General features: G+C 34.8%; 36 protein-coding genes and 1 pseudogene. 15 read left to right on the forward strand and 22 right to left on the reverse strand.

Going from position 1 to position 21,550, the window contains the following annotated elements; all coding sequences use genetic code 11:
- Nucleotides 1-10: 10 nt before the first annotated feature.
- From PMN2A_RS05920 to PMN2A_RS05945, 6 genes and pseudogenes are all read right to left on the reverse strand, one after another.
- Nucleotides 11-553, reverse strand: a complete 543-nt coding sequence (locus PMN2A_RS05920; protein ID WP_011294661.1) for a hypothetical protein — start codon at nucleotides 551-553, stop codon at nucleotides 11-13.
- Between the two features lie 57 nt (nucleotides 554-610).
- Complete coding sequence (locus PMN2A_RS05925) at nucleotides 611-952, reverse strand: hypothetical protein (protein WP_011294662.1); 342 nt, start codon at nucleotides 950-952, stop codon at nucleotides 611-613.
- Nucleotides 953-2,397: 1,445 nt separating this feature from the next.
- Nucleotides 2,398-2,829 carry a hypothetical protein gene (locus PMN2A_RS05935; protein WP_011294665.1) on the reverse strand — a complete coding sequence of 144 codons (432 nt, stop codon included), beginning with the start codon at nucleotides 2,827-2,829 and terminating at the stop codon, nucleotides 2,398-2,400.
- Between the two features lie 94 nt (nucleotides 2,830-2,923).
- Nucleotides 2,924-3,145 (reverse strand): annotated as a pseudogene (locus PMN2A_RS10130) (DUF3104 domain-containing protein); the annotation flags it as partial.
- 270 nt (nucleotides 3,146-3,415) lie between these two features.
- Nucleotides 3,416-3,622 (reverse strand): hypothetical protein, encoded by a 207-nt coding sequence (locus PMN2A_RS05940; protein ID WP_144043272.1) that lies wholly within the window; start codon nucleotides 3,620-3,622, stop codon nucleotides 3,416-3,418.
- A gap of 568 nt (nucleotides 3,623-4,190) precedes the next feature.
- On the reverse strand, nucleotides 4,191-4,412 hold the full coding sequence (locus PMN2A_RS05945) for a DUF2839 domain-containing protein (protein ID WP_011294666.1): 222 nt from the start codon (nucleotides 4,410-4,412) through the stop codon (nucleotides 4,191-4,193).
- 95 nt (nucleotides 4,413-4,507) lie between these two features.
- Between PMN2A_RS05945 and PMN2A_RS10710 the strand changes: the two genes are divergently transcribed.
- The 3 genes from PMN2A_RS10710 to PMN2A_RS05950 all read left to right on the forward strand — a co-directional run bounded on the left by PMN2A_RS10710 (nucleotide 4,508) and on the right by PMN2A_RS05950 (nucleotide 5,411).
- Nucleotides 4,508-4,663 (forward strand): hypothetical protein, encoded by a 156-nt coding sequence (locus PMN2A_RS10710; protein ID WP_011294667.1) that lies wholly within the window; start codon nucleotides 4,508-4,510, stop codon nucleotides 4,661-4,663.
- 341 nt (nucleotides 4,664-5,004) lie between these two features.
- Nucleotides 5,005-5,169: a hypothetical protein gene (locus PMN2A_RS10715; RefSeq protein WP_011295023.1), complete on the forward strand. Its 165-nt coding sequence runs from the start codon at nucleotides 5,005-5,007 to the stop codon at nucleotides 5,167-5,169.
- 53 nt (nucleotides 5,170-5,222) lie between these two features.
- Nucleotides 5,223-5,411: a hypothetical protein gene (locus PMN2A_RS05950; protein WP_011295102.1), complete on the forward strand. Its 189-nt coding sequence runs from the start codon at nucleotides 5,223-5,225 to the stop codon at nucleotides 5,409-5,411.
- On the opposite strand, the gene PMN2A_RS05955 is transcribed toward PMN2A_RS05950, so the two are convergent.
- Together PMN2A_RS05955 and PMN2A_RS05960 are read right to left on the reverse strand one after the other, a co-directional pair.
- Nucleotides 5,406-5,615, reverse strand: coding sequence for a hypothetical protein (locus PMN2A_RS05955; protein ID WP_011295036.1), 210 nt, complete (start codon nucleotides 5,613-5,615; stop codon nucleotides 5,406-5,408). The genes PMN2A_RS05950 and PMN2A_RS05955 overlap by 6 nt on opposite strands.
- A gap of 9 nt (nucleotides 5,616-5,624) precedes the next feature.
- Nucleotides 5,625-5,936, reverse strand: coding sequence for a hypothetical protein (locus PMN2A_RS05960; protein ID WP_041710997.1), 312 nt, complete (start codon nucleotides 5,934-5,936; stop codon nucleotides 5,625-5,627).
- Between the two features lie 629 nt (nucleotides 5,937-6,565).
- Here PMN2A_RS05960 and PMN2A_RS05970 point away from each other — a divergent pair.
- Nucleotides 6,566-6,892 (forward strand): Nif11-like leader peptide family natural product precursor, encoded by a 327-nt coding sequence (locus PMN2A_RS05970; protein WP_144043273.1) that lies wholly within the window; start codon nucleotides 6,566-6,568, stop codon nucleotides 6,890-6,892.
- A 278-nt stretch (nucleotides 6,893-7,170) separates the two neighbouring features.
- Here PMN2A_RS05970 and PMN2A_RS11040 read toward each other — a convergent pair whose 3' ends face one another.
- Nucleotides 7,171-7,305, reverse strand: a complete 135-nt coding sequence (locus PMN2A_RS11040) for a hypothetical protein (RefSeq protein ID WP_011295125.1) — start codon at nucleotides 7,303-7,305, stop codon at nucleotides 7,171-7,173.
- An 8-nt stretch (nucleotides 7,306-7,313) separates the two neighbouring features.
- A complete protein-coding gene (locus PMN2A_RS10720; RefSeq protein WP_011295187.1) occupies nucleotides 7,314-7,475 on the reverse strand; it encodes a hypothetical protein in 162 nt (53 codons plus the stop codon).
- 347 nt (nucleotides 7,476-7,822) lie between these two features.
- On the opposite strand from PMN2A_RS10720, the gene PMN2A_RS05975 reads away from it, so the two are divergent.
- Nucleotides 7,823-7,930 (forward strand): high light inducible protein, encoded by a 108-nt coding sequence (locus PMN2A_RS05975; protein ID WP_011125327.1) that lies wholly within the window; start codon nucleotides 7,823-7,825, stop codon nucleotides 7,928-7,930.
- A gap of 297 nt (nucleotides 7,931-8,227) precedes the next feature.
- On the opposite strand, the gene PMN2A_RS05980 is transcribed toward PMN2A_RS05975, so the two are convergent.
- The 6 genes from PMN2A_RS05980 to PMN2A_RS06005 all read right to left on the reverse strand — a co-directional run bounded on the left by PMN2A_RS05980 (nucleotide 8,228) and on the right by PMN2A_RS06005 (nucleotide 10,144).
- On the reverse strand, nucleotides 8,228-8,353 hold the full coding sequence (locus PMN2A_RS05980; RefSeq protein WP_011294605.1) for a chlorophyll a/b-binding protein: 126 nt from the start codon (nucleotides 8,351-8,353) through the stop codon (nucleotides 8,228-8,230).
- The gene (locus PMN2A_RS05985) at nucleotides 8,353-8,499 is read right to left on the reverse strand and encodes a high light inducible protein (RefSeq protein WP_011294648.1); all 147 of its coding nucleotides are present in this window, start codon (nucleotides 8,497-8,499) and stop codon (nucleotides 8,353-8,355) included. Before PMN2A_RS05985 ends, PMN2A_RS05980 begins: the two co-directional genes overlap by 1 nt.
- Nucleotides 8,499-8,618 carry a high light inducible protein gene (locus PMN2A_RS05990; RefSeq protein ID WP_011294968.1) on the reverse strand — a complete coding sequence of 40 codons (120 nt, stop codon included), beginning with the start codon at nucleotides 8,616-8,618 and terminating at the stop codon, nucleotides 8,499-8,501. The genes PMN2A_RS05985 and PMN2A_RS05990 overlap by 1 nt, the downstream gene beginning before the upstream one ends.
- A gap of 34 nt (nucleotides 8,619-8,652) precedes the next feature.
- Nucleotides 8,653-8,868, reverse strand: coding sequence for a high light inducible protein (locus tag PMN2A_RS05995; RefSeq protein ID WP_011294349.1), 216 nt, complete (start codon nucleotides 8,866-8,868; stop codon nucleotides 8,653-8,655).
- 794 nt (nucleotides 8,869-9,662) lie between these two features.
- Nucleotides 9,663-9,857 carry a DUF2811 domain-containing protein gene (locus PMN2A_RS06000; protein WP_011294670.1) on the reverse strand — a complete coding sequence of 65 codons (195 nt, stop codon included), beginning with the start codon at nucleotides 9,855-9,857 and terminating at the stop codon, nucleotides 9,663-9,665.
- The gene (locus PMN2A_RS06005) at nucleotides 9,854-10,144 is read right to left on the reverse strand and encodes a DUF2811 domain-containing protein (RefSeq protein WP_011294671.1); all 291 of its coding nucleotides are present in this window, start codon (nucleotides 10,142-10,144) and stop codon (nucleotides 9,854-9,856) included. Before PMN2A_RS06005 ends, PMN2A_RS06000 begins: the two co-directional genes overlap by 4 nt.
- Before the next feature lie 1,013 nt (nucleotides 10,145-11,157).
- Between PMN2A_RS06005 and PMN2A_RS10725 the strand changes: the two genes are divergently transcribed.
- The 4 genes from PMN2A_RS10725 to PMN2A_RS06020 all read left to right on the forward strand — a co-directional run bounded on the left by PMN2A_RS10725 (nucleotide 11,158) and on the right by PMN2A_RS06020 (nucleotide 12,703).
- Nucleotides 11,158-11,304, forward strand: coding sequence for a hypothetical protein (locus PMN2A_RS10725; RefSeq protein WP_011295096.1), 147 nt, complete (start codon nucleotides 11,158-11,160; stop codon nucleotides 11,302-11,304).
- 154 nt (nucleotides 11,305-11,458) lie between these two features.
- A complete protein-coding gene (locus PMN2A_RS06010; RefSeq protein ID WP_011294672.1) occupies nucleotides 11,459-11,653 on the forward strand; it encodes a hypothetical protein in 195 nt (64 codons plus the stop codon).
- Nucleotides 11,654-11,869: 216 nt separating this feature from the next.
- Nucleotides 11,870-12,328, forward strand: a complete 459-nt coding sequence (locus PMN2A_RS06015; RefSeq protein ID WP_011294673.1) for a hypothetical protein — start codon at nucleotides 11,870-11,872, stop codon at nucleotides 12,326-12,328.
- 156 nt (nucleotides 12,329-12,484) lie between these two features.
- Entirely contained in the window at nucleotides 12,485-12,703 is a 219-nt protein-coding gene (locus tag PMN2A_RS06020; protein WP_011295136.1) for a hypothetical protein, read from the forward strand.
- A 102-nt stretch (nucleotides 12,704-12,805) separates the two neighbouring features.
- Here the strand turns inward: PMN2A_RS06020 and PMN2A_RS06025 are convergent, their stop codons facing one another.
- A complete protein-coding gene (locus PMN2A_RS06025) occupies nucleotides 12,806-13,078 on the reverse strand; it encodes a hypothetical protein (protein WP_225866292.1) in 273 nt (90 codons plus the stop codon).
- Nucleotides 13,079-13,996: 918 nt separating this feature from the next.
- Complete coding sequence (locus PMN2A_RS06035; RefSeq protein WP_011294675.1) at nucleotides 13,997-14,239, reverse strand: hypothetical protein; 243 nt, start codon at nucleotides 14,237-14,239, stop codon at nucleotides 13,997-13,999.
- A 203-nt stretch (nucleotides 14,240-14,442) separates the two neighbouring features.
- Between PMN2A_RS06035 and PMN2A_RS06045 the strand changes: the two genes are divergently transcribed.
- The 4 genes from PMN2A_RS06045 to PMN2A_RS06055 all read left to right on the forward strand — a co-directional run bounded on the left by PMN2A_RS06045 (nucleotide 14,443) and on the right by PMN2A_RS06055 (nucleotide 16,699).
- Entirely contained in the window at nucleotides 14,443-14,721 is a 279-nt protein-coding gene (locus PMN2A_RS06045; RefSeq protein WP_011294676.1) for a DUF3764 family protein, read from the forward strand.
- A gap of 149 nt (nucleotides 14,722-14,870) precedes the next feature.
- Nucleotides 14,871-15,413, forward strand: coding sequence for a DUF3104 domain-containing protein (locus PMN2A_RS10930; protein ID WP_011294677.1), 543 nt, complete (start codon nucleotides 14,871-14,873; stop codon nucleotides 15,411-15,413).
- Nucleotides 15,414-15,473: 60 nt separating this feature from the next.
- Nucleotides 15,474-15,629, forward strand: a complete 156-nt coding sequence (locus tag PMN2A_RS10730) for a hypothetical protein (protein ID WP_011294678.1) — start codon at nucleotides 15,474-15,476, stop codon at nucleotides 15,627-15,629.
- A gap of 467 nt (nucleotides 15,630-16,096) precedes the next feature.
- Entirely contained in the window at nucleotides 16,097-16,699 is a 603-nt protein-coding gene (locus tag PMN2A_RS06055; protein WP_011294679.1) for a PCC domain-containing protein, read from the forward strand.
- 1,074 nt (nucleotides 16,700-17,773) lie between these two features.
- Here the strand turns inward: PMN2A_RS06055 and PMN2A_RS10735 are convergent.
- From PMN2A_RS10735 to PMN2A_RS10740, 3 genes are read right to left on the reverse strand one after another with little or no spacing between them, the layout of a single operon-like run.
- Complete coding sequence (locus PMN2A_RS10735) at nucleotides 17,774-17,920, reverse strand: hypothetical protein (RefSeq protein ID WP_011295149.1); 147 nt, start codon at nucleotides 17,918-17,920, stop codon at nucleotides 17,774-17,776.
- On the reverse strand, nucleotides 17,917-18,174 hold the full coding sequence (locus PMN2A_RS06065) for a DUF3104 domain-containing protein (protein ID WP_041711006.1): 258 nt from the start codon (nucleotides 18,172-18,174) through the stop codon (nucleotides 17,917-17,919). Before PMN2A_RS06065 ends, PMN2A_RS10735 begins: the two co-directional genes overlap by 4 nt.
- 56 nt (nucleotides 18,175-18,230) lie before the next feature.
- The gene (locus PMN2A_RS10740) at nucleotides 18,231-18,395 is read right to left on the reverse strand and encodes a hypothetical protein (RefSeq protein WP_011295075.1); all 165 of its coding nucleotides are present in this window, start codon (nucleotides 18,393-18,395) and stop codon (nucleotides 18,231-18,233) included.
- Nucleotides 18,396-19,177: 782 nt separating this feature from the next.
- On the opposite strand from PMN2A_RS10740, the gene PMN2A_RS06070 reads away from it, so the two are divergent.
- On the forward strand, nucleotides 19,178-19,360 hold the full coding sequence (locus tag PMN2A_RS06070) for a hypothetical protein (protein WP_144043275.1): 183 nt from the start codon (nucleotides 19,178-19,180) through the stop codon (nucleotides 19,358-19,360).
- 758 nt (nucleotides 19,361-20,118) lie between these two features.
- On the opposite strand, the gene PMN2A_RS10745 is transcribed toward PMN2A_RS06070, so the two are convergent.
- On the reverse strand, nucleotides 20,119-20,280 hold the full coding sequence (locus tag PMN2A_RS10745) for a hypothetical protein (protein WP_011295034.1): 162 nt from the start codon (nucleotides 20,278-20,280) through the stop codon (nucleotides 20,119-20,121).
- Nucleotides 20,281-21,174: 894 nt separating this feature from the next.
- Here PMN2A_RS10745 and PMN2A_RS06075 point away from each other — a divergent pair.
- A complete protein-coding gene (locus PMN2A_RS06075; protein ID WP_011294683.1) occupies nucleotides 21,175-21,372 on the forward strand; it encodes a hypothetical protein in 198 nt (65 codons plus the stop codon).
- Nucleotides 21,373-21,550: the final 178 nt, after the last annotated feature.

The following is a 21,550-nucleotide window of genomic DNA, read 5'->3' on the forward strand; positions in this document are numbered from 1 at the left end:
TGAACATCAATTATTTACTTGCCTCTTCTTCAATGTGTTTTTTAAGGGTATAACCATGACAATCAAATGGATATTCGGCCCTGGTCATCTCGCTTGCCTGAGTCTTATCAGCATCATTACCTCTAAATTTTCGACAATCACATATAAAGTCCATCTTGGTTCCATCTTTATAATCCTTCACTCTCGCATCTAACCATTCTCTTGCTTGCTCTGGCATCTCATCACAAGCAATCCATGAACCCCAGAACAGTGCATCAAACATTTGTATTGCTTCTGCTCTTTTATTTGGTCCTGCCAAGTCCTCACAAAAATTTCTTACTGGACAGTCTTTTCTGCTGATATAAAACTTTTTAGCTTGATTCTCATAACCTCTAACATATGTTTTTTTATTATTTACTGCATCCAAAGCAGCGTTTAATTGATCTCCTCCAAATGTATTGGTTATTCGCGCTTTATCAATTGATATCTGACCAGTCAGTTCCGTTTCGCTTTCATTAGCGACATCATCTCTTCTGACATCAAATTGTCCAAGCACTTCAATTTGTTCAGTCATCGAGGTGAAACTCTTCTTCCAATAGATTGAATTTTAATCTAATTTGTTCAAAACGATCTATGGCTTAAAAAGAAAAGTCCTTTTAATTATTAATTGATGTCTCTTCCCAATTATCTCGCTTTTTGAAAGAACTTTTCCATTTCTGACTTGGTACTCTAATCCAATAAATTGATTGCTTAATTGATCCATTTGACAGACTCTTTTGGAAACTCTTTTTATTTTCCATTTCCTTTGCATTCCACCATCAACTTGTTTCCAGTCTTTTTTCCAAGTGAGATAAGTTCCTCCTTCATGAACCCATTTATCACATTCTTTTTTAGCCTCTATTTCATCAAAAGTATCTGCATTCAGAGGAGGGAAAAGAATCAAGGATATTACGAGCAATAACGTGCGTTTCATAAAGCAATCATGATTTGAAAGTTTATTTCTCAAACCAAATTAAGTCGTGTAATCCAACTCCCAGATAAGAAAAAGAAAAGTAGAGAAAAATGAATTAATAAGATTATCAATATTAATCCAATTTTCTTCCAAAGGAAATATCAGATTAACTTTATAAATTTCTAGCTGACTCTTGATGCTGCAGTTACAACTAAGAAGTTATGACTAATTGATTTTCACACCATTACAGTTGAAGCCGCTGCACTGAAGCTTGAATAAGAGAGATAGAACAAAATGATGAAAACTCGGAACCGCCTTATCTAGACCAATGAAAAATATTAACAAAGAAATTAATGTAATTGATAGATATTGCATCCAGTGAATACCAAGTCTATCTAACCCATGGTTATTAAAATCTTTGATCTCCATTAGATTTATTTGGAAAATCCTAACTTAAGAAAAATTATGTAGTGGCTTTAGTTAAGCGAAACTTTAGGTAAAACTTATTTATTGGATCCTTTGTTGAAAAGATTTTTACGCAAAATTCATCTAAATGCTGAATTAGCGGCTTAAAAGGGTTCATATCCATTGTCTTGTCCTATAACTAAACGATTACTGAAGAACCAACTTGGAATGCACCAGCCAAAAGAAGTAAAGCAGGTAGGTTCCAAAGCACTAGAACTTTGAGAGCAGTCTTTTTATAGGTTGCAGCAGTCATTTTGATTTTAGGAGGAAAGAATTTCAGAGAAATACAGACCTAAATCTCTGATGGAACAAAGTTAAGAAAGTACTTGCTTTGAGTGAGGTTCGGTCGGGGTAGGGCTAACCGTGGAATAAATTTTTCTTATGGATCTGAAATTCTTTAACCCTGCATCATGTAAACGAGAAATACAGTAAAAATTGCAAGTTTTACTGCTACAAAATAGGGAATAAGCTTTTTAATTCTTGTTTCGGCTATTGATTTCGTAGTTGAAGTCATATGAGACCTAAGCTCCCAAAAGTGAAACCAATTCCGCAGAAGAAAGCAAATTCAGCTAAATCTCTGCATCCTGATGGGATTGAATTTAATGCAACGTTAATTCGTTGAGCCATTTGACCTTGTACTCGCAGGTGAATGTGGAAAGATACTACAAAAGTAAGAACAAATACCCAGACACGTGACAGTTCAAAGGTGGGGTTTTCGAGAATTAGTTAAACTTATGATTCAGAATACCTTTCACTTCAACGTAGTTGTAAAAAACCAGCAAATAAATTGCTCCAAAAATAATCACCCATTGAGCAGAATCCTTTAAAAACTCTTTTCCTTTATTTTTCATTGATATGTTGAGCATTAAGGAAAATAGCTTTATAAATCCGATAATGCAGCTAAAAAAGTTTAATTTCTTTTGACTTATAAATAAGCATTTTCAAGTCAAAAAATAGATCACCCATACATTGAAAGTCCCTAAAAGTGGGAGGTGCTGTCTTCAATAAATTTCTTTAGCTAAATATTCAATATAATTTTTCAAAGTAAAACCATGAGAATCATCATTACCTTTTACAAAATCAATATCATCAATAAGGTCTAAATTATGTCCCGCCATTAGCTCCTTCACTCTGGCATTAAACCAATCCTTGAGGGGTTTCTCTATTGCATCTTTTTGATGTTGAGACCATAGATAGGTATCAAAAGCTTTTACAGCATCCTCTCTACTCCACTTTGGTAGACCAAGAAAATGATTTTTAACAGGACAATCTTTTCTATTGATATAGTGCCTTTTCGCAGTCTTAGACATTCCTCTTACATACCGTTCTTCTGCATGTGTATTTTTAACTAACAACTGACCTGCCGTATTTTCATCTTTAACTTGAACCTCCCTCCTCCGATCCTTGAGACCTAAAACTTGTATTGGATCCATAACTAGTTGGCTTTTTTAGTATCACTGAATTTCGAACGAAAATTTTTGAATACATTTTTCCAGTAATTAAGCACAGAATCAGGGATAGGTTTATCTAGGGGCATTTGGTAAAGAGAACTTCAAACATTATTTTTAGCCGCTTTTCATGCCCAGACAGAATTTGTTTCACTTCCTCACTATGAACAAGTTTGATTTCGCCTGAATCAAGGTTTGTGACTTGAAAAGGTTTGGAGGCAGCTGGGTCTCTAGCTCCTACAACAAATGAAAGAACTTTCGCAATCTCATCTTCATTAACAAGAACGGTATCTCCAAGTTTAACTTTTAGAAATTTAGGCTAACTCATCTTTTTATTTTGTGCCGTTTCTGATTAATGGTTTCTTTGGAAAAAAGGACGTGACTAATAGATCAAAAAACTTTTCCTAGTAAGACGAATCAACCTCCACCAACATAGATGAGTAGGTTTGCTTGTTTAGAGACTTCAAGGATTGAAATCAATCTTTTTTTAATTTTCTTGCGATCAAGACAAAAGATAGTGCCCCTGAGACAAGGACAATATCAACAAGCAAGTGATAGTTTATATCCATTCCTATTTAAGAAAAGGAAGAAATTTGCTGAAGGTTGCAGGAAATGATCCAATGATCAGAGCCAACACTCCAAGGACAACAGCCACAATCGCAGCATCTACTAAAAGATCCTTCCAGTTATATTTCATAAACGCATCATATTGCTTTTCCTGTTTAATTTTGATGGGATTAAAAACCAGCTTTAACGGTTGAGATAAATCTTGCATCACTGTATAACCCACCCTCGATTCTAAAAGTAATAGTGATTTCTAAAGCAAGAACCTATGATGATCACCCATACCATCAAGTGGGTAGTCGTTTTCAAGCTGTTCAACAACTTTAGTTGAAATATTAAATTTACTAATTAAGTTAAAGATCCTTTTGTTAATCAAACGAAAAATGAAGGCCATAAAACTTTTCAAGTTGTGTTTGTTATAACCACAAGCCCGATACTTGCAAGTAGTTAATACGGAAAAGAAGTTTTATTTAGGTACAACAAAAATCTGATTAAGGTTTCCCAACCACTGTTATGCAATGGTTTATTTGTTAGACGAGTGTTTAAATGTGCAGGCGAGCTTCGACACTCTTGCATAATTTACTTTTTCTCTCTCTGACAGTATTACTTAGAGGATGCATCACTTCTTGAAGTGAAGCTGGAGGAAGCTATCCAACCGGTTGGAATCCATCTTTTCCTGGTCAGCCAGGAACTTTCACTTGTGATGGTGCTTCTGGCCAATATGCTTAATTCTATTGCGAGACAGGTGAACACCCCAACATGTGTGATTGCTAGGTAATTGTCTAAGACTTAATTAATTGATAGCCTTTCACGAGGTTATATAGCCCCCATCCAAAACCTCCAAGTACAAGGCCATAAAAAACAAATGGAACTATTGGATTTTTATACAAAAAAGACCTAACTTTTTTTTGAATATTTTCTTTATCAAGTACCGGCAACTTTAACTCAACTGGTTTTTCTCTTGGAGGGAGTCCCAATTCTTTTCTTCTTTTAGCTTCTCCCATAAAAAAAGAGGACGTAATTCTCTAAAGATAAATCGGAGTTAGTCTTTGGCTTAAAAAGATTTAGACGGTTTAATAAAAAAAATCATTCATTAAGCATGACTGAAAAAGTTGACCCAAAAGAATATGAGGCCGCATGGGAATCTGTTTTAGATTGCGTGGATGGGATGAAAGAAGAGTTCAGTTGGTCAAAAGATGTAATTGCCAAGATGCTTAGAGAACTTGCTGAAAAAGTAGAAAGCGAAGAGGGCTAAAAAAGATTAAAATAATTTCATCAAGTTAACGACTTAGCTCTGCTAGCAACTGCTAGCTCAGGTCTAAGAAGTAAAAGACCTCCCCTAAAAAGGAGGTTTTTTTGCGTGTGTTGCTCTGGTTGGTGATATGAATTGACAATCTCTTTGATTTTCGAAGCATGAACTCAACCTAGTTCTCCTTTGTCCAATTCATTGGTATTACTTAATTCGTATAGATTTTAAGGGCCACCAACTTTTTTAAATTAGCAAATTTTATACATGCGAAATACATTATGTGAATACCCTCTAAGTAAAACAAATAATTAATTCTAGAAAGGGATAATTAAATCTATTCTGAGCAAATGGGACAAGAGCTTAATCATCAAGTAATAGCGAGAAATTTAGCAAAGGCTATGGCAGACAAGGCAAATCAAAATGAACTTAGAAGGTTGTACGAAGAGACAATGTATCAGCAGTTCATCTCAATGGAAAAAAGTGAATTATCTGAGCTTTTATGGCATGGATAATCAAACTCAAACACTTGGGTTTTAGAATTTAAAAAATCTTGTATTAGCAAATCATGCAATATCTTTTTGGTCTTACTCTTTCAGAAATGGGAATAAGTCCTTTATTACTCGCCATAATAATTTCCTTTAGCATTTTATTTATCGTTGCCTTTGGTCTTAGCTCAAAAAATATGGATAGTGATGGAATTATGAATTGGATGATGAAAAAGCCTGAAGACTGGATAGGAAATAAAAAGTCATAACGCATCCGTCAAACTTTCTTGTTCAATTTCCTTTAACTTTAGGTTGATATCGTTCAATCTATTTTTAGCCATAGAAATATATTCTTCTGCACCGTATCTTCCTTCAAAGGTTTTAGTTTCTCCTTGAAGAAATTCCTTGTACATTTTTATATCCCTCTCCCATTGATTTCTGGCTTCAATTAAAGATTTATATTGACTACTCATTTTAGATATTCAAAAAATTGTTTGATTGGGCTTAGAAGTAACAAAAAATGAAATAAATGAAATTATGTTTGCACTCAAGCGACCCATAGGTGTTGAGATTGATAAAGATCTTTCAAAATTCCTAACTAAATCTAATCTTGACTGCTTTATGGTCTTTTCACCTCTGGTATTTAAAATGTCTTCAATTATCTTATGCATTTGCTCATGCATGGGGTGTGAGTTGTTAATACTCCAATATCTATCTAAAGCATGAAGCTTACTATTACTAAAACATTCCGCTCGACTTTTAAAGAAGACAGAATCAGCAGATGACAAGAACATATACTTTCCTAGGCATGAAAAATATGTTTTTTTAATTTTCGCTCCTACTAGCAAAAACAGTCTAGAAAAAATGAAACAAAACCTTGTTTCTTATTTACATTAAGGCATCGTTATGCAAATGCTTCGCATGAAGCTGGTATTCCTTTAGCTAACATTCCGGCTGCTATGGATCACACCACAGAAGTGCATCATCAAAGTTATGAAAGATTCATTCCAGACGGTACGGTTGATCTGTATGCCAAGTGCAACGCGAGGGCCTCATAAATATGGAAAAAAGACTCAACTCGCTCAAATACTTTGCTCCTCTAGTTCAGATAGTCCTATGCCCTGTAACTATTCTGTTTTTATGGACTGTGTTTACAGGTTCTGAAGTAATCCCTGAAGTTAAGGAAGAATCAGTTCGTAAAGAATAGAAAAACGTCTAATATTGACATCTCATCAAAAGTGACTGAAATTAATTCTCAAGTGTTAATTCAATCAGAGAAACCCGTGGACTTTAATACCACCAAAACACAAGAAGGTTTTTTATCTAAAATATTTTCTCTTATGAATAAGAACCCCAATTACAAAATGTTGGGAGCACTTGGAATGATGCTAGTGAATTTTTCTGTCTGCGTAACAATCGCTAATTGGCTAAAACATTCAAGTCTGGTTTCCTAAGGGGCAAAAGGTTTAGTCATAATGAGAGCATGGCACTAGATCAACTCAAGGCTTTTCTTACAGAGCTTCAAAAAAATAAAGAATTACTCAATGCCATAAGAGTTGCTGCTACCGCGAATGAAATTGCAGAAATAGCATCGGGATTTGGTTATCAATTTTCTGGTAATGAATTAAAAGCAGCCTCAAAAGAGAATATTCCTGGTGTAAAAATCAAAAAACAAGACACATCTCCCTCTTATAGCTTTGGTGAGAGTGGAATAGATCCAAATGAAAAAAATTATAAAAGTGGTAACTAATGGGAATAGCAATCACATATGCCATTGCAAATCTTTCAGTCCTTGGAATTTCTTTTTATATCACTTATAGAATGACCAGAAAATAAAAACCTTTATATGAAAAATCAATAACAAAAAAATATAGTCAATTTAATTTATTTTAAATGTGAGATGTTCTTAAAACAGAAATTAATTAGCCGAATTTAGAAGCAACAAAGATAGCAAGTATGGATAGTTTTGCAGCGATGCCAAAAGCAATTACTTTTCCAAAACTTGAACCATCTCTTGTCTTAGATGTATCAGCTGAAGTCATGAGAAAGAATAAGTTGAACCTCGAGCGGTGTTAAATCACTATTTTCTATTCCCCAAAGCTCGCCATTGTCTGAAGCTTCAAGGATGGATTCGTAAAAATCAGGTGAAAAATTTGAAGGCATTGTTTTAATTAAACAATTACAGAAGAAGCAACATCAAAAGAACCTGATGCAAGTAGAAGAGCAGGGATGCAGAAAAGAGCTAGGAACTTAGCTGCTGAAGAATTATCGATTGAAGTCATTTCAGGTAGGGGGTGATGATTTTTCGGTGATACAGGGGTTGAACATTCCATTCACCGATGTGACAAATATAAAAAGTAGTCTTTAAGTAGTGATGTTCGGTCGAGGTAGTGCTTTCCACTCCCTTCGTACAAATGGGAGAAGAGGACGAACGTCTAGCAGGTAGGGCCCATGAAACTCTTTACTCCTTTCACCATTTCAGAAAAAGACAACTGAGATCGTTGGAGAGTTATAACTAACAGAAGAAGAGAAGATGAGAACCCATTTAGGACAAACCACTTCGATAATTAAATAAGCTTTTCTTATAAATAAAATTAATTCTCATAATCAGAACGAGTGGGTAAAAACTCACAGTACAGTAAAGTTTTCTTTATATTTATTTTATATTTAGAGTACAACCATGACTCCTGAAGCAGAAAAGTTTAACGGTTGGGCAGCAATGCTCGGTTTCGTTGCAGCCTTTGGTGCATATGCAACAACAGGTCAAATCATTCCTGGAATCTTCTAAATGGAGCTCAACCCATTTAAGCCTTATCAACAATTTTTTCAAAAATTATTGAAAAGATCTAATAAAAATTCTTAACGGTCTGGTTAAGAATTTTTTTATTGGAATTTATTAACGACTAAAGATTCTATAAAACATTTGAAAAGTCTTGCCGTAAAAAATAGAACACGACGGTAATGCAGTTATCTTCCTTCAGGTAACTAAATTTGAAATTTTCATCAAAATTTTCTAAAGCAATAAAAAGGCCTCTTCCGTAATGACAGAGAAGAGGCCTTTTTTTATTTGATTTGAAAGGTAGGACTATACAATTCCTGGGATGATCCAGCCTGTAATTCCGTAATTAATGACTGCTGCAAAGAAGCCCATCATCGCTAGACGACCGTTCATTTGCTCTGCTGTTTTCCAGTAGTTAGTTTCTTTGTTCATTACACAACACCTGGGATAATTTGACCTGTTGTTAGATATGCACCGATGAGTGCCCAGCATCCAACAAAAGCTGCGTAGCCATTGAGTCTTTCTGCAATGACTTTGCCTTCTTCTACTCTTGGAGTTTCAGTCGTTTGGTTTTTCATTAAACAACACCTGGGATAAGTTGACCGGTTGTTAGGTAGATACCTGTTAGAAGAACGAATGCCATCATGGCTGGTCTGCCGATGCTTCTTTCTAGGATTGTTTTGTTAGATGGTTGCATTGTTTTTAATAGTTACTTATTAGTAGTTATTGGTTTAGAAAATTCCAGGAATGATTTGACCTGTTGTGAAGTATGAAACCAAAAGGCTGACCATCCCGATCATTGCCCAACGGCCATTTGTCTTCTCAGCTTCTTCTGGATAGCTGGTGTAGTCCTCTACAAGCTGTGGCTGTGTTTCACGGCCAAAGATGTTTTGCTTGCCGTACTCAGTGATTACCTGAGAAGAAGCTGCGTTGGAAGAAGTTGTCATTACTGGGATTGCGTTGATGTGAATGAATGTAAAGTATGAATTTTCTAAATGAAAGATACGGTCGGGTACGGCTTCTTCTAATAATCAATAAAAATAAGTCTCAAACACTAAATACAACAACTACTTAGAGAGATATTGATCCAATGATTAGATCTATTGATGACTCTAATAAGTATAAATAGCCCGAACTGGATAGCCCTACTTCAACCGTCCTACTACTATTAAAAGCTTCTATTATGTTTTATTCATCTTTTTTAAATCTACTAAACCAGACTTTTAGTCATGCTTGCAATCAACAAAACTACTGCTGCAAAACTAATCATTCTCTGGAATCTTCCTGCACTACTTTTATTAGCTAGTGCTTATGAAGTTGGTACTACCGTATTTGCTTAACTCACAATGACATCATCTAAAAACAGCCCAAAAAATTGGTCCGAGTGGAACAACGCGAAGCATTTCACTGATTATTCAAGAGATTCAGGCACAGGCAAATTTGTTCGCTTTACGATTGCTGCCTTACTCTTCGTTCCTGTTGGGTTCCTTGCTTACATGACAACGATCTAGGTTATTAAAGCAACCTAAAACAATTGATTGAATACTATTTAGACTGGTTTTTATTGGTCTGTAAGCTTTTTGAGTTGTTCAAGTTAATAAAAAAATTTAAAGTCTAAACCTGAGAGAAGAAGGGGGTCAGATTGACTGAAGATTGAGAAAATAATAATCAGAATTTTCTCTCAAACAATCGAATTTAGAGATTTTATTAACTTTACTCATCAGAGAGTTGATTAAAACAATTAAATTTTAGAAGTATGATTAAGAAGATATTTTGAATAACTTTCTTTAAGTTGTTTAACTTGACATCCATTCTGCAATAGAAAATCCGTTAAAGCAGAATTGATAAAACTTTGTCTATCAAAGTCAGAACTTGATTCAATAAAATTCTTCATCTCTGAGAAAAGGAGCTCTGGAATCTCTGTCTCTAAGCTCATATGTTTCCTCTCATAGATTTTTTACAAAACATACTTTGAGAATAAAAACGTCTCATTTCTATAGATGTGACACCCTTTTCCAAAAGGTAACCAGAGATGGCCGCTTGCATTAATCGATGTTGATCCCAGTTTGGATGTTCATCTATAAATTTTCTAATTGCATCATTCAGATAGACAGGTACATCTTCTATAAAACTAACTATCGACTCAGTTTGACTATTAATAGAAAGACTTTTCCTCTGATCTATTTTTTTTTGTTGCACCGTTTCTAACCCAGGATTGTGCATTAAATATTTCTCGGTTGAGAGACCAGTATCAAGGATTTTGGTTTCAAGTCAAGGAACACAAAAGGTCAAGTCTTAAGGTGTCTCATCAAGAGATCCTTTGGGAGAAAAGGGTGTCAACAGGAAAGAACAAATATAAAGACTAGCTTGTATATATCATCACCAAAAAAGCATTATTTGAAGGATTTTCCCCTGAAGTCCAGCCTGAAAGGGTTTATTTGTTCTTCTCTGTGGAAAACATGTTGAAAACAAATCAATTTCTCTTAGAAAACCATTTAAAACTTGATTGATTAGATTATCTTATGAATGATATAAGATTTTTTTTAAGACTCATCAATTAGTTGGATAAGGACAATTAAACATTATCTAGTCTATTTGTATATTCATTTTTTGAGGAACATATAAGCCTAGGTGAAGGATCTGCTGATTAATATTCTTTCTCTAGATCAGTTTGATGCGCTTTATCTGAAGAAAAAAGGACTAATCATAAACTTAATTTTTATTCTTTTGAAAATAATATAAAAAACTGAGAGATGGCTTTATATAGTTGATCTCTCAAAAACTTATGCTTTAAAACTCTATGAATTTTTCTATGTTTTTGAATTCTTTGAAAAGTTGGGATCAAATATTTTAAATTGTGGAAAAGTATTGAGTTATACAAAGAATAGTTTTGGAATGTAAACACTTTCAAATCAAATCTTTAGGGGAATATCCAAGACAAACAACCGAGTTCAAAAAAGTTTTTCGTTAAAGAAAATATAAATAACGAAAACTTGTAGGTAATAGGTTGCAATTTCATACGGAATCCATTTGCTCCTGAATTTGATTTTCTTCTAGGAGGACTTTTTAGTAAAGTGCTTTGAAATTTTGCAGCTGCATTTGATCAATAACCACTAGAAGGCAATCTAGATGTGAATATTTTTAATTAATTAACTTCTGTTCAACACAAAACTCTTAATTACAAATGTTTTAGAGGTAATTTCCATACATATGCATTGAATAGAGTCAATCAACCAATGACTAATCCAGTCGAATCAATGGTTATCTCGTTAGGTAATGAACCTGCAGAAGTCCTTGGATTCAAAACAGAAGAACAAATAGAAACAGCCTTAATCCCCTTAATGGAAGAAGTTTTAACAAATGAAGCCATTTCTCTTAAATAAACCAATTAATGAAGAAGAAGAAGACTGAAAGAATGCGAGACTAAATCACCTTATAAATTGTAAAAGGTCCTGGTATAGACACAAAGAGTATTAACTCCAATTTCAAGTTCAAGATTACTAGCTAGATATTAATTAACAGATAAGTCTTAGACGAATGAATGCTGATAAGCAGCTTAAAGACATCTTGCATATGGCAGTCAATAATGCTGTTTCAAGAATGAAAATTTTAAGAAGAGCTGCCGATCGTCGCTGCTTATTCAATGAATACAAGGAATGGCTAGGAGAAAGTATTAATGATGAAGTTTTAGTAATTCCTTCAGAGATCATTCAAAACGAATTAGATAAATAAAAAAGACTTTCTAATCACCTCAGGGAAAGACTACAAGAGACTAGATTCAACTTATTGAGCTTGGAGATAAGTTCCTAAGCTAAAGATTAAAATTACTCATAGATGTAAATATTACTAATTCAACTAAAAGGGTCTTTTATAATATTGATTCAAAGATTGCTTGGTAGGGTCAATAGCAAGCTCATCATGATCATCTATTTCGAATAGCTAATAAAAATGACAGAAGACTGGACCACAACTGATGAGCTAAAGAAAGAAATTATAACCGCCGTTTATCAGGATATAAATTCTCAAATAGAGGAAATGGTTGAAGATCTTGGCTGTCCTAGAAGTTTTGCAGAAAATTTATTAAAATCCATAGCTGACAACTTTAAGGATGGAACAAAAGCAGTCAAGAATGAATCTTCCTATTCTTCTCGTCATGCATCAACACCAGAGCATGAGAAAGGTGCTGAAGAAATAGTGAGCAAGTATGAGAGAGAAGCAAAGAAGGCATCCTCTGATTTATTGAATGTTTTCAACAAAAAAATAAAAGTTACTGGAAATAACGATGAACAAAGTTCTTTATATTCCTCTCGACATATCTCAACTCAAAACGAAGAAAAAGGAGCTGAAGCAATAGTTACTAAGAACGAGGAAAAAATTAGGAATGCGATGAAAAAGGAAAGGTCGTAATCCGAAATAGGAATCACGGCTGGAGCTGGAGAAAAATGACTGGGTTTATTGGGTAAGATCTACTATTTTCAGTAGGTGGGGATTGGCATGATTCCTCTTGACTTGTAATAAGAATTTCTTATTGTTCCTCTGTACTTATTTTCTGATTTTTAAAAGATGACTTTTGCAAATACATATATCTATAGCGATAGAAGTATTTTTGATCTAAAGACTTTATTAGAGGCAATTAGATTTATTATTGTTAATTCTATTTTGGCCTTTATTTTTTTATTTCTTACTGTTGAAGAATTTGAATGGTCAATATTTTCTTCTAGAGAAAGAATTAAAGATAAGGTTATTGACGAAACGTCATGGAATATCAAAACATTAATCTAAAAGAGGTTAGGACTGGAGCTGGAAAAAGATTGCTGGAATTAATGAGCTTTGTCTAACTAGTATTTAGTATTCGTAACTGGTCTAAGGCTTAGCGTATTATTTTTATTTTTGTTCTTGATCTTCTTGTTCCCATGCTTGAAATTGGAAATAAAATATTGCGCAAATCGCTACGAAGATTGAAAGCAGTCCCGCCCAACCCAAAAACTTTTGTTCGGTAAAAAGATTAGTCAGCGATGACTGTTCGACATAACTAGCATCCATCTCGTTTTGAATATTCCCAGTCCATTCGTCAGCAGCAAAATAAATATTCCTAAGTAAATCAAGCATTTCAGCACTGGTACTTAATAAGAAGACTAGTAAAAAGAAAACCCTCACTGTGGAGGGTTGGCTAAAATTGTGTGAAGGGAAAGACCACACTTTTTAATTTAACGAACTAAGGAAAAGGATTTCACCAGCCATCCCCTGATCTGACTGAAGCCAAACAAACCTTTCAATACTAACTTCCAACGTATTAATTCCTTAAAAAGAAGTTCTCTTAAACTGAAGTTTGGTTGAAGTAGTGCTTTCTACTTTCTTCTTACAAATAGGAGGAGTAGATCAAAGGCGAAGCAAAGAGTGGTTATAAGACAATCAACACTCCTTTCACCATTCCTCAAAAAGACAATTGCGATCTTTGCAAGATTAAAACTAACAATAGAAAAGCAACTGAAAATCGATTCTTAGATAAATTGTTTAAACTCAACTAAAGAGACAGTTTTGATTTTGTTTTCGACTGACCTCGGTCAATTGAAAAAGTGATCTTTTGGTTTATAAAAATGAAATGCCTAAAAACGTAAGTGATAAAGAAGAAAAAATCAAAAGTAGCTCAGTAAATTTCATGTAGGCGTTGGAAGTTATTCTGGCTTAGAGCACCATCATTAAGCTAGCCACGTCAATCTTTTTCGACTCAGATTTTCCACAAATAAGGGGGTTCAAACATTAAATCGATACAAGTTAAAGCTGGATATTGAGCAAGATTGCAAAAATCTATGGAGTAATTCCTAATACTTTCATGTGATGGTCTATGCCTTAACGCTTCCTGAGATAAATAAAGAAATAAACAATCCAAAACACAGCTATATAAATAAAAAAAACTGCTATTGGGTTTAACCCTGCCACCGATGCATATTTCAGCCCTAAAGGTATTGAGGCAAAAATAACACTATATCCAATCAGGTGATTAAAAACTCCCCAGCTTCGGAAGTAGCAAGACAAGGCAAATCCCATGAGAACTAAAACTGCGAATATTGCCATCTATCTTTTATCCTTTTTCATATCGTAATTAAATTTGGTAGAAGCTTTGTTGCCTTGCCAACTAAGAGTGCCTTGATACATGTCCTCACCTTGTAAATATCTAATTGCCTCATTCGACATTGGATCAAGTGAAGGTGCTTCAACTATTCCCTCTTGAGGCATTGGCCCAACATCTTCTGCTTGAGCTGCAAGAGGGCAGAAAAACAAAAGAAGACCAAGAACAAAAGAAAAGAGTTTTTTCATCTAATCCAAACTTTCCGCATAATCTCTGAGAATTTCTGCAATCACATTTGATGGAATTTCTTCTTGAGCGTCCTTGCAAAGATCAAAGAACTTATCCATGAACTCTTTTCTGGAGGCTCTAATAAATAATAGATAAACGTCTATTCTGAACTGAAACTTTATAAGAAATTTGCAATAATTCCATATACTTGTTTTTATTCTTGATGTCTCTAGAAACAACAATATTCACTTTTAAGATTTCAGTTCCCTTTGAAGAATGGGCAAAAGGATTTGATAGTCCAGACATTGACGCATTACACAAGGCGAATGCAGTTACACCTTTATATCGTGGAGTTAGTAAAGATGATCCTCAATCTGTGGTAGTAGTCCATCAAGCAGAAGAGGGAGTTGCGAAAGCAATGTTTGAAGGAGCAAGAGAACCAATAGAAGCTGGCGGTCACATTTGGGATTCAACCGTTATTACCAGTTACTTGTCAGAATAAGAAACGTCTATTACTTCTTTTGGGTCCTTTGTTAATTAAATCAATAGGGGTCACCCATTCGAAGTTCACTTAGAAAGTTATTCCAGATTTATTCCAGACGGAAATGCTGATTGATACGCTAAAAAGAATTAAGCCGCTAAAATTACAGTTTGAGTGCACCTTTATTTTCAAGTGTTAGGTCTGGAGATACCATTCTGGTTGGCGAGAATGAAATCTGCAAAGTTCTTTCATTTACTGGAGGTTCTAGAGATCCAGACGCTCCCTCACTATTCCAAGTGGCGAATGTTGATACAGGTGAAATTAAGCACGTTCATGCTGCTGAAGTGAAAGAGATAGTTTGCAGATGGGAGAAGGAAAGACTGAATCTTCCTGCTGAATTGCCACTAAGTAACTTCCTTCCAACGGTTGAAAACTATGAGAAAGAAGTAAGTAAAAAGAAATTGAGAGGCAATGAGGAAAGCAAAGATTGGAAAGACCTACATCATATAACTGAACCTGAAGTCCATCCAAAGAAATATTTTGACCAGATAGAGGTGTTTGGATCCATAGAGAAGCGTTCATGGATCCATGGTCCAAAGTCACCAAAAAGTTTCTTTATAAATGAATCAAAATGTCCTGTAAGAAACCCCTTCGACAGAATCAATGGCTTAGTAAGGGAAGAGGGAGTAAAAATGTTTGATGGTTTGGTTTGACAGAGTTGGCATGAAGATGGAAATATTCCAAAAGAAGCTAAAGAGTGGTTTGATGCAAGAGTGGAAGATTTTATAGCTGGAACAGATATTGATCTTGTTTGTAATTGTCGAAGATTTAGAGGTCAAGATGATTCTGTAGGTCTACAAGCTAAACACCCTTGCGATTGTCATGGCTATACATTGAAAAAATATATTGAATTTTTAGCTGACAATTAGGAACAAGAATTTCCTTTGCCTAGTCTTCAAGCCATAGACCACGGACTGACATTTTCAGGTCAGTCGAAAACAAAATCAAATCTCTGCCTATAAAGGTTTCTAAAAAGGTTATCTAATAATGGATTCTCAACTGCTTTTCTTTTTTTAGTTTTAATTCTGCAAAGGTCGTAATTGTCCTTTTTTGGGATAGTGAAGGGAGTAAATAGCTTCATAAACCTCTTATGGCTACACCTATGGTCTACTCCTTCTTTGTTCTGGTTAGGAGTAGGAGAACACTACTAAAATGAGAATAAAAGATTAACTCTTTAAGCCATAGACCAGCTTCGAACAGAAGTTGAACTAGATCTCTAGATCAGCTGGAAAGGTTTTAGGAAACTCTCATCACTTCAATCATATTTTTACAAAAACTCCATAAACTCAAAAACTTCTCAATAAGAGGATAATATTTTTAGGATTATTCTAGAAATTTGATTTATCCAAAGACATTACAACTTGAATCTGGAAGTGATCTTCTTAATAGTCTTCAAGCTCTGGCGACAAAAGAAAATAAATTAGGATATGTTTTGAGTGTAGTAGGTAATTTATCCATAGCTAAATTTCAATGTCCGGGGAAAGGAGAAGCTACTACAATTAAAAATCATCTAGAAATAATAGGCTTGAATGGAACAATATCTCCAAACAAATGTCATCTTCATATAAGTCTTTCAGATGGAGAATGCAAGGTATGGGCCGGTCACCTAGAGGAGGGGACGATAATACTAAAAGGCGCTGACTTATTAATAGGATTTCTTGATGAGACTATAAGTAAAAAAGAAGTCAATACTAATCAGCAAGCAGTTGAAATATTTATACTTCCAGATTGTCCATGGTCCTCGAGAGCTGTTCGGATGCTAAGAACATTACAAATACCACATGAAATAAAAGTGATCGAAAATGATGAAGATTTTAATTCCCTTCATAAAAGAAGTAATTATTCGAGCTTTCCTCAAATTTTCATAGACGAAGAATTTATCGGTGGCTACACAGAATTATCTGAACTTCATGCTTCAGGCAAATTAAGCAGTTTTTAATGATGAAGAAGTTATCAAAAGGAATAAGAAAGTTTCAGAAGAAATAGCAGCTATGGAAGTTATGCCAGGACTGGAGCAATATTGCAAAAAATTATGGAGCTAATCCTAATTCTGTTAGTCGGAGATCTATGGCCTAGAAAGTTTATTGATAGTCTTATCAGACTTTTTTAAAATTTTTAGAGCCTCTTTTCTTGAGGTACAAGCATCAGCCTTTGCTTGAAGTTTTAAAAGTTTGGAGTGTTGTTTTTCTAAGTTCATCCAACGATAGGATAAAAACGAAGATGGAAAGCTAACAACTTTTATCATTAACCGAGAGAGGTCTAATCGTAAAGTTCTCTAATTTGTATATTTTGAGCAAGACAATAGAAAACCCCCTTGTTTAAAAGGGGGCTAACTAACTTTAATAGTTACTCAAAGTTCCTAATAGTGTCTTGAAGAGGTGACGCCTAGAGTAGGAAATGAGGCTAATCAACTTTTCTGGAAGACTTTAGGTTTTGTTTATCAAAAAAAGTACAGACCTACTTTTGATGAATTTGCGAAGAGAGGACAGGATTTCACCGACTGTCCCCCGATCTAAACTGATTTGGTGATGCTCACGTACCACGCCATCAACTTGTTATTAGCTTAAAAAGAACTTCTCCACTCCTGATGTTCGGTTGAGGTAGGGCTTTCCAATCTTTGCTTGTTTTTTAAGTTGATTTCACCTATAAATTAATTGAGGCCAAGCCTCATCAAGACATAAATTGACTTCATATAGTACGAGTCAATTTAATAACCCCTTTAGTTATTGGAATTTCTAGAGGGGTTTCTTGTTTTAACTTTTTTAATTGGATCAATAAAAATGGGGGCCAATGCCCCCAAGACAAATCGACTGTCAACCGAATTTTCACCTTAACTGCTAGGTGGTGGTCTTTGGCCTAAATGTATCGAAGGATGCGGCAGCCTAAAAATACGTGCGATACAAATACATCAAGAGTTACCTCTCCACAATGGCAAAAGAACTTAAGGTTTCTTCGTCCTTGCTAACTGTTGGCGTAAGCGTACTTCTGACGCTGGAGCAGCTACATTCTCTAACTATTTAAATTCCTTTACTGGGATAGGTTTGACTTCGTTTTCGACTGACGGCTTTTGATTCATTTGTTTCCACATAGGCGAATTACTAGCCAAGAAGAAAACTCCAATAGCAGCGATAAAAGGGAATAGATTTTTAAATTGCTTCATTGCTGCTGCTGTCGCTTATGAATTTCTTCCTCATAAGTGGAAACTATCTCTTTCACTTCAGCAGCATGAACGTGCTTAATTTCACCTGTATCAACATTCGCCACTTGGAATAGTGAGGGAGCGTCTGGATCTCTAGAACCTCCAGTAAATGAAAGAACTTTGCATATTTCACTCTCGCCAACCAGAACGGTATCTCTGGATCTGACCTTTAAAAATAGTGGCTCTTCGCATGTATCAATTTTTTTTTGATCCATAAAGATGGGGGCTAATGCCCCCAAGATAAATCGACTGTCAACAATTCAATTCTGAATTAAGAATCCATTGATGCAACTTCTTCACGAAATTGCTTTTGTCTTTCTTCAAAAACTGAAGGTTTGTAAGAAGTAAATACTCCTTTTTTAAATGTTGCAAGTTGAGCGGCATGAAGCATTTCAGCTTTCTTGATTCGCTTCTTGGTTAGGACTAGGTTGTTCATGACCTTTTCAATTACTGGAAATCCCGTTCCCTACTTCCATTTGATGCACCCCATGAGTTGAGGCGAACGTATTGATAATCTAACAAGCTAATTAGAAAGAATGAAATAATCTACGAGTACGGTTTCTTAGATAATCACCAGTCCATTAAATTCCCTCAACTCCCTTTATTTCATAAAGTTCATGGACGCATTATGGATGCAAAGAAAATAAGCATTAAAAAAGACACTGATTTAATTTGAAATCAGATATTTGATGATTGAGAGAAGTGTGATGGTAATTATTCCGTAGGTCCAAATAGAACTGCTATTTCTAGATAAGTTATCCATCCAATTTGGAAGTTCATTGTTCTCCGAGATAAACACGAAGAGGAATCCAATAATCAGGATTGGGGTAATGAAAGCAAGAATGAGGTTCATTTATCAATTTTCATTAAAGAGATAAAGAGTTATCCACAGATACTCTGAAAAACTATTGGTTAATTTTAGCTATTACAGCCTTTTTCAATAAAAAAGACCCTAGGTATGGTGTCCTACGGCCTGGGTGATGGGGATACTATTTCTAGCCCCGTTTCCTCGAAGAAGCAACCCCCGCCATATATGGCGCTCAATAGTGAAGTTTTGTTATGTGAATCTTTATATGGTGTTATGAGATCTTGAAAGATTCTGAGTCCTTACTAAGGTTTCTATGACTGGGTGATGGGTCTCAGTCCTTTGGTTCATAAAGGTCCAAGCATCGGTAACACAACATGAGGCTTGACCTTTACTTCTTTCAAATTAATTCTATGAATCTTGGATTGCTTTTTCTTAAATCAATTTCAACTGGTGTGATTACTTCAGATGAAATGAATTGGCTAACATCAAATCAGACTCACTTTTCACGAGTTGAAGAAGCGACAGCTTTGAAGCTTGGTCGACTACTAGATCGAGGCTTAATTCAAGTTGGTTGTCGTATTGGTCACAACTAAATATTCATTCGACTACTAAAAACAGAATCAAATCAAGTCAAGCTTTGGATCAGCCCTAATTGTTTGACCTAATTTACTGCGCTGACTATCATTTTTAGCATCGCTGGGTGATGGGGATCAGTCAGTTAAAGTTCCTAGCCCTTTTCTTTGAGGGCTTTTTGATTGAAGAAATATTTTCATAGACATCTATTTTCTTTAATTTCCTTTGTTCATATTATTTACTGGATGCATCACCTCTAGAGGTGGGATGGGGGAACTATCCATCATATGAGAATCAATTCCGACCTAGTAATGCAGGTGATTATTCTTGTAGTAGGTGTTCTTCTCCTGTTTATTCTGCTTCATGAGAGCACTACGAACTAAGCAACTGTTAAGAGGTAATCTATATCTTAAAAATGAGCGTAAAGATCAAACAAAATACCACCAATTAATTCCCCTAATGAAAAATTAAATCCATTATTTGATTTGGTTGGAGTAGATGTATTATGAGATTTTATAGAAGTCATTAATTAGCCGAATTTAGAAGCAACAAAGATAGCAAGTATGGATAGTTTTGCAGCGATGCCAAAAGCAATTACTTTTCCAAAACTTGAACCATCTCTTGTCTTAGATGTATCAGCTGAAGTCATGAGAAAGAATAAGTTGAACCTCGAGCGGTGTTAAATCACTATTTTCTATTCCCCAAAGCTCGCCATTGTCTGAAGCTTCAAGGATGGATTCGTAAAAATCAGGTGAAAAATTTGAAGGCGTTGTTTTAATTAAACAATTACAGAAGAAGCAACATCAAAAGAACCTGATACAAGTAGAAGAGCAGGGATGCAGAAAAGAGCTAGGAACTTAGCTGCTGAAGAATTATCGATTGAAGTCATTTCAGGTAGGGGGTGATGATTTTTCGGTGATACAGGGGTTGCACATTCCATTCACCGATGTGACAAATATAAAAAGTAGTCTTTAAGTAGTGATGTTCGGTCGAGGTAGTGCTTTCCACTCCCTTCCACAAGTAAAAGGAATAGTTCAAGGTCTAGCAGGGAAGATTGACTAAATTATTTATGGTTTTATTCTCGATCTTCTTGTTCCAATAATCGCAAATCAAAGAACATTGCGGTTAATGAAATTAAGATTAAAAATAGTCCAGGTCAGAACCAAAACCTATCTTTGCTGGAGATGTAGTCAGCGTTGAATGGACAACACAATGAAATTACTGGTGTCAATAAGGGGCTTGAATGAAATTATTAACTGTCTGATCAATATTTAATTCTGTTCTGCAGTAGACATTTCAAAGATCGAGGCAGCGCTAACAACAAAGAGTATTCCGAACATTATTCCGTGAGATGGCGTAAACATAAGGATTCAAAAAGGTGTATTCAAATAAGAAGTTAAAAGGGTACTTCGTTGTAGTAAAAATACGACTTTTTTTTAGGGAGTTCTGCACACTGACAGGACATACAAATCCGTTAGAAGATAGGTGTGTTTGAAAATTTGAAACTGTTTACTTTTTAAGTATTCCTAAATCAAAATGACCGATCTTTGACGTACCAAAAGTTGACAAAGAAAAACATACAAACATGTTCAAACCATCTATCCAGCCACATGAAATCATCTAACTTTTATCTCTCATTTTTCAGCCGAAGACCACTAGAAATGAGTTTGTTTTTTGTTTATTGCGGAGCATTAGCTTGTTTCGTTAGTTCTATAGGTCATTATTAAGAAATCAAAATGAACTCTTCTAATAATTTTTTTCAAAAGCCAATAGCAATGACGTTCGCTTTTGTTGTCTGTACTTATTTAGCTGATTCTTTAGTTGGTAGCTTTGTATGAAAATTCCAACTATTAGCCTTAAAAGAGCCCTTGAAGTGACAATGAAGGATGCTGTAAAAAGAATAAATGAATTAGATGGACTGAATGAAAAAGCACTTAGAGAGGAATACAAAGAATGGATTGAAGCAAGTGAAGGTAGCAAAGACCAGCCACATGTCCTTTATGCCAATCAAATCAATATTGAAAAAAGTTAGCTCATAAAGAAAAGATCAATAAGATACTTAATTTTAGAAAGTATCTGTAATTCAAAAGAAAACAAAACTTTTAGACAAAAGGGATTGATTGATTCATTTAAAATAAGGTAAAGAAATATTGACAGAGCATAGGAAATAGCTGATCTATACGAAGTACTACTACACTTGTTAGATGTAG

It is taken from the genome of Prochlorococcus marinus str. NATL2A (assembly GCF_000012465.1).
In the GTDB taxonomy this organism is placed as follows: domain Bacteria; phylum Cyanobacteriota; class Cyanobacteriia; order PCC-6307; family Cyanobiaceae; genus Prochlorococcus_B; species Prochlorococcus_B marinus_B.